Annotated in this window: 7 protein-coding genes; 3 read left to right on the forward strand and 4 right to left on the reverse strand. The window is 59.4% G+C overall.

The window, feature by feature from the left end:
• Nucleotides 1–16: 16 nt before the first annotated feature.
• The 3 genes from QRN38_RS13925 to QRN38_RS13935 all read right to left on the reverse strand — a co-directional run bounded on the left by QRN38_RS13925 (nucleotide 17) and on the right by QRN38_RS13935 (nucleotide 4,243).
• Nucleotides 17–2,002, reverse strand: a complete 1,986-nt coding sequence (locus QRN38_RS13925; protein WP_044392989.1) for a methyl-accepting chemotaxis protein — start codon at nucleotides 2,000–2,002, stop codon at nucleotides 17–19.
• A 206-nt stretch (nucleotides 2,003–2,208) separates the two neighbouring features.
• Complete coding sequence (locus QRN38_RS13930; RefSeq protein ID WP_057419233.1) at nucleotides 2,209–3,042, reverse strand: DUF1206 domain-containing protein; 834 nt, start codon at nucleotides 3,040–3,042, stop codon at nucleotides 2,209–2,211.
• A gap of 109 nt (nucleotides 3,043–3,151) precedes the next feature.
• On the reverse strand, nucleotides 3,152–4,243 hold the full coding sequence (locus tag QRN38_RS13935; RefSeq protein ID WP_054091003.1) for an SMP-30/gluconolactonase/LRE family protein: 1,092 nt from the start codon (nucleotides 4,241–4,243) through the stop codon (nucleotides 3,152–3,154).
• 184 nt (nucleotides 4,244–4,427) lie between these two features.
• On the opposite strand from QRN38_RS13935, the gene QRN38_RS13940 reads away from it, so the two are divergent.
• The 3 genes from QRN38_RS13940 (at nucleotide 4,428) to QRN38_RS13950 (ending at nucleotide 6,343) form a co-directional block, all read left to right on the forward strand.
• Entirely contained in the window at nucleotides 4,428–4,799 is a 372-nt protein-coding gene (locus QRN38_RS13940) for a hypothetical protein (RefSeq protein WP_005771265.1), read from the forward strand.
• Nucleotide 4,800: 1 nt separating this feature from the next.
• A complete protein-coding gene (locus QRN38_RS13945) occupies nucleotides 4,801–4,983 on the forward strand; it encodes a DUF1289 domain-containing protein (RefSeq protein ID WP_005617534.1) in 183 nt (60 codons plus the stop codon).
• Nucleotides 4,984–5,089: 106 nt separating this feature from the next.
• Entirely contained in the window at nucleotides 5,090–6,343 is a 1,254-nt protein-coding gene (locus QRN38_RS13950; protein WP_057419234.1) for an MFS transporter, read from the forward strand.
• Between the two features lie 14 nt (nucleotides 6,344–6,357).
• Here the strand turns inward: QRN38_RS13950 and QRN38_RS13955 are convergent, their stop codons facing one another.
• Nucleotides 6,358–7,107: a carbon-nitrogen hydrolase family protein gene (locus QRN38_RS13955; protein WP_057419235.1), complete on the reverse strand. Its 750-nt coding sequence runs from the start codon at nucleotides 7,105–7,107 to the stop codon at nucleotides 6,358–6,360.
• Between the last annotated feature and the right edge of the window lie 478 nt (nucleotides 7,108–7,585).

The raw sequence follows: 7,585 nt of genomic DNA on the forward strand, positions 1-7,585 counted from the left end.
GTTCTGCTCCCGAGCGTCAAACGCTGAAATGATGGAGCAGCTCGCGCTGATCCCTGGCCATTTTCGACAGGTCCTGACTGCTGCTGGCAGACTGTTCGGCACCGTCGGCCGCCTGCTGTGCAGAATCACTGATGTGCGTGACCATGCGGCTGGTTTCCTGCACGGTGGCACTTTGCTCCTCGGTGGCGGCAGCAATCTGGATGTTCATGTCACGAATCGTATCGACCGCCTCGCTCATTTCCACCAGCAACTCATCGGCACCGGAGGCCAGCGTCACGCAATGATTGGACTGGATCTGGCTTTCGTTCATGACCTGCACGGCCGAGTGAATCTTGCTCTGCATCTGGCCGATCATTTCCTGGATCTCGCTGGTCGATGTCTGGGTACGACTGGCCAGTGAGCGCACTTCGTCGGCGACCACCGCAAAGCCTCTGCCCTGCTCCCCGGCACGCGCAGCCTCGATGGCTGCGTTGAGGGCCAGCAGGTTGGTCTGTTCGGCAATCGTGCGAATGGCATCGACAATACCGTCGATGTTCTGCCCGTACTTCTGCAATTCATCAGTCACCGCCGACGCCTTGTTGACCTGCTCGGCCTGTTGGCGAATGTTGACGATGGTTTCTGCCACACGCTTCTGTACCTTGTTGGTCAGCTCGCTGGTGCTGTCCACCGCACTGCGCGTGTCCTGCGCACGGCGGGCCACTTCTTCGACGGTGCTTTCCATTTCATTCATCGCCGAAGCCGCCGAGTTCAAACGGTCTTTCTGCTCGTCGACAACACGGGTGGTCTGTTCACTGACCTGCGCATTCTGGCTGGCCGTCAGTGCGAGCGTGTCGGCAGAGCCAATCAGCTCACGAAAGGTCTGCTGCAAGGACTGGGTGAACTCGTTGAGATAGCCGCCCAGCTCACCGAATTCATCCCGGCGGCTGACGTCGAAACGCACCCGCATATCGCCACCCGAAAGGGTTTTGAGCACCCCACGGAAAGCCGCCAGTGGACGCCGCAGGCTGAAGGCCACCCATGTACCGATAATGGCTGCCGCCAACACCGCCAACAGGCAGGCGATCAGCAACAGACTGAGGCTGGTGGCGATAGTCGAATCGGCTCCGGCCTTGGCATCGTTGGCAACTGCCAGCGACTGATTGCCGAATTCGCCGATCTTGTCCAGCGTTGCCTGCAAACGCGCTTCTGCCGCCTGCCGCTGCTTGCCGACCTGCTCGGCGAGCGCCGCTTCCTGCCGGTAGGCCTGATAGACACCGTCAGCGCCGGTCAGGTCTTTGAGCAAGCGATTGACCATGACCCCGGCAATACGGCCGCCCCGCGGATCAACCGCTGTCAGCTCCCGCGCCCGCGTGCTGATCACCTCATCCTGCAGGTTGAGCACGCGCTGCAATGTCTGAATATCCGGCGTGGCGGCGTGCGCGGCCAGCCCCTCATAGGATTTGCCGACTTCCAACAGCAGCTTTTCCGCCGCTGCCACGTTCTCGGACGAACCTGTAGTGCGCTCACGGGCAATGTAATCGCGCAGATAACCGGTGAGTTGCGCACCCTCGCTGTTGCTGTAACCCTGCAGGACGCGGCTCTGCAGCACCTGCAAAACGTGCTGGCGATGGCTGGCGATCAGGGTTTGCGCCTGCTCTACGTAGGCGGTACTGAGTTGGCGTTGCTGATTAAGGTTGTCGCGCAGCTCGGCACGGTCGCCGGTATAGGCCGGAATGCTGTCCAGCAGCTGATTGAAGCGCGCCATGCTGTCGTTGAACGGCTGTTTGCCCTCGTCGATCTGTTTGGGGTCAGTGCTGACCAAAATCCCGAGCAGAGCCTGGTTGGCGCGCAGCACATGCACGTAAAGCTCACTAGCCGCCCTGCTTAGCGGTGCCGACTGCCCCGTAATGATGCTGATGCGCTCGCTTATCGAATGGGTGCTTTGATAGCTGATACCCGCCATGGCGAGCAGCAACACCACCAGCACGGCAAACCCACCGATCACTCGCTGAAGAACGGTCATGGCTATCCTCTTTTATTTTTATTGCACTGAAGCGGTTCGGGCTGGAGCGGAGAACGCCAACCCGGGAAAAGATCAGAACTCAATAAAAGCTGTCGGCCAGACAGAGAGCGACTTGAGCGTTGCGTCACAGTATTTTCCTGCAAACAGACGCCCACAAAAAAGGGCTGCACGAGCGAGCACTCACGCAGCCCTCTGGCTGGGGCTTATCAGCGAAAGTGGCGCGTTACCGCCTCCGGTGCATCGGGTACGTCCATGTTTATTCTGCGCCAGGCGGCCTGGGCAAAGCTGTACACCGAAAACGCGATCAGCCCCAACGCCACGATCAACAGCACCAGCCCACCGGCAGGCAGGTCCTGCAGGCCATTGAGCGCATCCTTCATGCCGGGCGGATGCATCGCCTGGTAACTCGAGCCGCTGACGACCAGCAACACCGCAATCTCGATGAAGGCGACGCCTCGGGCAATCAGCCCGAAACGGGACACTGGGCGCACGTACTTCATGACGTCCTCATCCGCTTCGAAATACTTTTCGAACGACGCCTTGTAGCCCTTGATGATATGCAAGATACCCAGCGCCAAGGGCACCAGCGCAACCACATAGACCAACAGATTGGAGTGATCCCAGGACAGGATCGACGCCAGCAGGTCCTTAGTCTGGCCGTCGCCCGAGCCACCCGAGCTTTTCAAGCCGCTGACCAACAGGCCCAACGCGAAAAATGCCAGCGCGCCGTAGGTGAATCCCCCTACCAGCAGACCGCCACGAATCACCAGCCCCTTGAGCTCCCGGCCATGATGGTCGACATCCCGGATCGCCTGCAGCACCCGCCACGCAGCGAACGCCAGCAGACCGACCACCACCAGCCCGACCAGCACGCTGCCAAATGGCTGACTCAGCAACGCTTCAAGGCTGCTGTGGCTGTCGGCCGGTTGCGAAGAACCCTGAGCTGCCAGAACAGCAAACAGCCCGATAATCAGATAAACAACACCACGAGCGGCATAACCGCCTCGTGCCAGTAGAACAAGGCCGCGCTGCACCGGCATAAATAACTATCCCTGAAAGTAATTACAGGAACAGACCCGGCATGTGCGCAGGGGTTCGACCCGATTGACGGCGTGCAAAGTAATACGCCGTCAGTGAGTTCGTTAGCCTTCAGGCAAACGTGGCACCTCGTGCGTTCACGAACACCGAATAAAGCGAGTGACTGCTGGCCATGAACAGCCGATTGCCCTCTCGCCCGCCGAAGCAGAGGTTGGCGCAGCGCTCCGGCAAACTGATATGGCCGATGGCTTTGCCTTGCGGGTTGAACACCCGCACCCCGTCAAGCTTTTCGAGGTCGGCCTTCGGGTTGCCGTTGCCGCCCCATCCACACCAGAGGTTGCCGCTCTCATCGCACTTGATGCCGTCGATGGCTGCATATTCCAGCCCTTCAACGTGCTTGCGTCGTTCCCCGAGCGTGCCGTCTTCATTGACCGCAATCGCCCAGATGAGCCCATTGGGTTTAGCGCGCCCTTCGACCACATACAGGGTTTTCTCGTCCGGCGAAAAACACAGGCCGTTCGGGCCTGCCAGATCATCAATGACCCGACTGACCTTGCCGCTCGAAGGGTCGATTCGATAGACCCCGAAAGGCTGTTCCTGCTTGACCTTGTGGCCTTCGTAGTCGCTGTTGGCCTGAAAGGTCGGATCGGTGAACCAGATCGAACCGTCATGCTTGCAGACGATATCGTTGGGCGAATTGAAAGGCTTGCCGTCGAAACTGTCGGCCAGCACAGTAATGCGTCCGTTGTACTCGGTACGTGTCACCCGCCGCCCTTCGCTGGTCGTGCTCGAACCCTCACAAACCAGCAACCGGCCCTGACGGTCGCGGCACATACCATTGGAAAAATTGGAGTGCTCGCGGTACACAGACAGCGCCCCTGTCACCTCATCCCAGCGCATGATGCGGTTATTGGCGATATCACTGACCAGCAGATAACGACCATCCCCCACCCATACCGGCCCCTCGGCCCAGCGCATGCCAGTGGCGAGCTTTTCAACGCTGGCATTGAAAATACGTATGTCCAGAAAACTGTCATCCAGCACACCTACCAGCGGGTCGGGATAACGCTGGGTCAACGGCTCGGCAGCAGACAGACGCGGCAGAGAGCCAATGGCCGCGACCGTTGCCGAAACAGCCAGCGACTTTTTCAGAAAGCCCCGACGGCTCTGGTCTGCGGTGGTGGTTGGGGGTGAGAAATCCATGATGCGTCTCCTTGTTGTTATGTTGAACAGACTCATGAATGAGCCCTGCCAAGATGTTGAGACCGCACCAACATCAGATGAGTGCAGCTGACGCGCAGCAATGATTAACCAGATTTGCGCCTTGGAGCTTAATCTGACAATCAGGTATCGTGCGCAGCCATCCCCTCCACTGCCCGAGCCCCAGATGCCCTCAAGTAAACGCGAGCAGGCCCGTACTGAGCGTCAGCTTGTTACAGCGCTGACGCAAGCCTGTGAAACCGCGAAGTCTGAAATGCCCGGTTTTTGCTGGCTGACTCACGATGTCGATTACGCAGCCTTCCCGGCCAGCCTGCAGGTGGTCTGGGTGTTCGATACGCTGGCCGACAAGCATGCGGCACTGGCGGGCGGGCTGGATGGGCGGATGATCGAGTTGACCGCAGCGGCGCTTGAAGAGGCGCAGGTGAGTGTGTCGAGCGTCTCGGCCCATGTGCATGTCGACTGTGAAGAGCGATGCCGCCTGGAGAACGGCGGCGACTGGCAGCAACGTATCAAGCGCAAATACGCCCGACGAGGTTGATATGGCCAAGGACATCGAAAACCCGTGCATTTCGGTCTGCCAGCTCAGTGGCGACCTGTGCGTCAGTTGTGGGCGCACCAAGGATGACATTCGTAAATGGAAGCGCATGAAGCGGCCGGAGAAGATGGCCGCCGTGCAACGAGCTGCACAGCGCATGAAGAGCCTGCAAAAAAAGAGCGGGTGAACCTGCAATTTTCATGTCCGGTGCGGAAACTTCTGCAAAACGGCTTGGGTCAGTATTAGCCGTGACTCAGCTACCTGGAGTCTGACGAATTACGGGAATCCCGCTCTTGGCCAGTCATGCAGATCGCCGCAACGCCCTTTCACTGGACAGCCTTAATTTTTTCCTCGCCGATGTGCGCGATGGTTTGGGTCCTTACCTGGCGATCTACCTGCTGGCGGTCCATCAATGGGACCCGGCCAGTATCGGCGTGGTCATGACCATCGCGGGTATCGCCGGGCTGCTGACCCAGACGCCCGCAGGTGCTCTGATCGACCGCACACCCTACAAGCGCGGGATCATCGGTGTGGCGGCGCTGCTGGTGACGTTGAGCTGTCTGATTCTGCCTTTCACCTCTTCATTTACCCTGGTTGCCATCACCCAGGCGCTGAGCAGCGTCGCCGCTTCGGTGTTCGCACCAGCCATTGCTGCGATTTCGCTGGGCATTACCGGACCGAAAGCGTTCACCCGACGCACCGGGCGCAATGAAACCTTCAATCATGCGGGCAACGCCTGCGCGGCCCTGCTGGCAGGCGGCTTCGCTTACCTGTTCGGCCCGATTGCGGTGTTCTATCTGATGGCCGCAATGGCCTTGGCGAGCGTTGTCGCGATCAGTTTTGTGTCTGCCGATGCCATTGATCATGACGTGGCCAGAGGCTTTGATGCATCGCATACCTCACATGGCAGTCAGCCTTCCGGTCTGTCCGCATTACTGAACAACAGAGCCCTGCTGCTGTTCGGGATTTGCTGCGCACTCTTTCATCTGGCCAACGCAGCGATGCTGCCGCTGGTAAGTCAGAAGCTTTCGCAGATCAACATGCAGATGGCGACTCCGCTGACCTCGGCCTGCATCGTCGCGGCGCAACTGGTGATGGTGCCGGCGGCGCTGCTGGTGGGTATGAAGGCCGATGTCTGGGGACGCAAACCGCTGCTGCTGGCCGGTTTCCTGATTCTTCCGATCCGCGGCGTGCTGTATACGCTGTCCGATGATCCGTACTGGCTGGTGGCCGTGCAGATGCTCGACGGCATCGGCGCGGGCCTGTTTGGCGCACTGTTCCCGTTGATGGTCAAAGACCTGACTCAGGGCAGCGGCCGTTTCAATGTGAGCCTTGGGGCGCTGTCGACCCTGTTTGGCCTGGGCGCGGCGCTGAGCAACAGCCTGGCCGGTTTCGTGGTGCATGCGGCCGGGTACAGCGCAGCATTTCTGACCCTTGCGGCGGTGGCGGCAGTGGCGTTCTGTTTGCTGCTGGTGGCGGTGCCGGAGACGCTTTCGCGGTCGGATCATGCGCCTGAGATCAAGCCGGATCATGCCGTGAATACGTGAATACGTGAAGCTGTTCACTCCAGCGTGAGCGCACGCACCTGCCAGTCGCCGTGCTGGCAGATTGCAATAACCAGCCCGTTTCCTACGCCGTCCAGCCCGCCGATCCAACACCCTGCCTCGTCCCACAGACCGCTGCGCCCCGCTGACTGCCAACCGCCGGTAGGCCCGCCGTGATTGGCTATCAGCACTGGCAACCTGTGGCGTCGGGCATGCCCTGCGAGCAACTCTGAATCGTGAGCGTAGCCACCCGGTGATATGAGCACGCTTGCGGCGTACACGCCGGAGCCGCCCTCCGAAAGGCGTTGTACATGCTCGGGATGGCTGAAATCGGCACAGACACACAGGCCGATTCGGTGCTGATTGAGCTGCAGGTAGCAATCTTCACTCCCAGGACTGAAGACTGCATCTTCTCCGGGGTGCAGGTATTGTTTGGCATAGGCAATGACGTCGCCATGCGCGGTGAAGGTCAGCGCGCCAACTTCAATGCTGCCACCGGGTCCTTTGAGCGGTACGCCAACCGTGGTCATCAGTTGCAAGTGCATCGCCAGCGCGCGGATCGGTTCCAGGCATGCATCGTTCGGCGATAGCGCCAGTTCGTGAGCGAGATCAGGCTCGTAGCCGGTCAGCGACAGCTCGGGAAACAGCAGGTAATCCGCACCCAAGTCAGCGGCACGCTGCATGAACGCCAGATGCCCGGCAAGGTTGTGCTTGAGCTGGCCTCTGATCGAACAGAATTGCGCAGCGGCCAGCGTCGGTGAGGTCATCTGATTGTCCATAAGGCCATTGAGTTCGGTGGGGCTTGCATCATAGGGGGTTTGATGATTCGTGCGGATTGGAATGTGTTGAGAATGGGCACGACAGTAACAAGTTTTCGCTCCTGTGCTCTGGCTCAGCCGTCACTTACGCCTCATTCTGCGTCGTCAGTGCCATGGCGGTAAAAAAACGCTTTCGTTTATAGGCAGTGACTAGGGGCAAGGCATGACGTTGTGGTGTGGCACAGACTTGAAGCAGAGCGTCACCCGAGGCATTCCAACGCTGAAACGCAGGGAGCGATAATCTCAACTATCGTGCGGCGCAGATATGTGACGTGGAACGTTACACTGCGGTTCAGCTATGTCAGTTGGATGTGTTTAAGGCTCAAGGCACCTTTTCGCCCCTCGGCGCCCTACTTTGAGGGACCAAAGTAGGCAAATGTATGGTCAGCCCACCTCCTGCAATCGCAGTTCGATGAGCGGTAAAGCA

Source organism: Pseudomonas sp. CFBP2511 (assembly GCF_030209255.1).
Taxonomy (GTDB): domain Bacteria; phylum Pseudomonadota; class Gammaproteobacteria; order Pseudomonadales; family Pseudomonadaceae; genus Aquipseudomonas; species Aquipseudomonas avellanae.

Bases quoted from the DNA above. Each gene is read 5' to 3' on its own strand.
- QRN38_RS13955 (WP_057419235.1), bottom strand. From the start codon at position 7,107: ATGACCTCACCGACGCTGGCCGCTGCGCAATTCTGTTCGATCAGAGGC.
- QRN38_RS13940 (WP_005771265.1), top strand. From the start codon at position 4,428: ATGCCCTCAAGTAAACGCGAGCAGGCCCGTACTGAGCGTCAGCTTGTT.
- QRN38_RS13925 (WP_044392989.1), bottom strand. From the start codon at position 2,002: ATGACCGTTCTTCAGCGAGTGATCGGTGGGTTTGCCGTGCTGGTGGTG.
- QRN38_RS13945 (WP_005617534.1), top strand. From the start codon at position 4,801: ATGGCCAAGGACATCGAAAACCCGTGCATTTCGGTCTGCCAGCTCAGT.
- QRN38_RS13930 (WP_057419233.1), bottom strand. From the start codon at position 3,042: ATGCCGGTGCAGCGCGGCCTTGTTCTACTGGCACGAGGCGGTTATGCC.
- QRN38_RS13935 (WP_054091003.1), bottom strand. From the start codon at position 4,243: ATGGATTTCTCACCCCCAACCACCACCGCAGACCAGAGCCGTCGGGGC.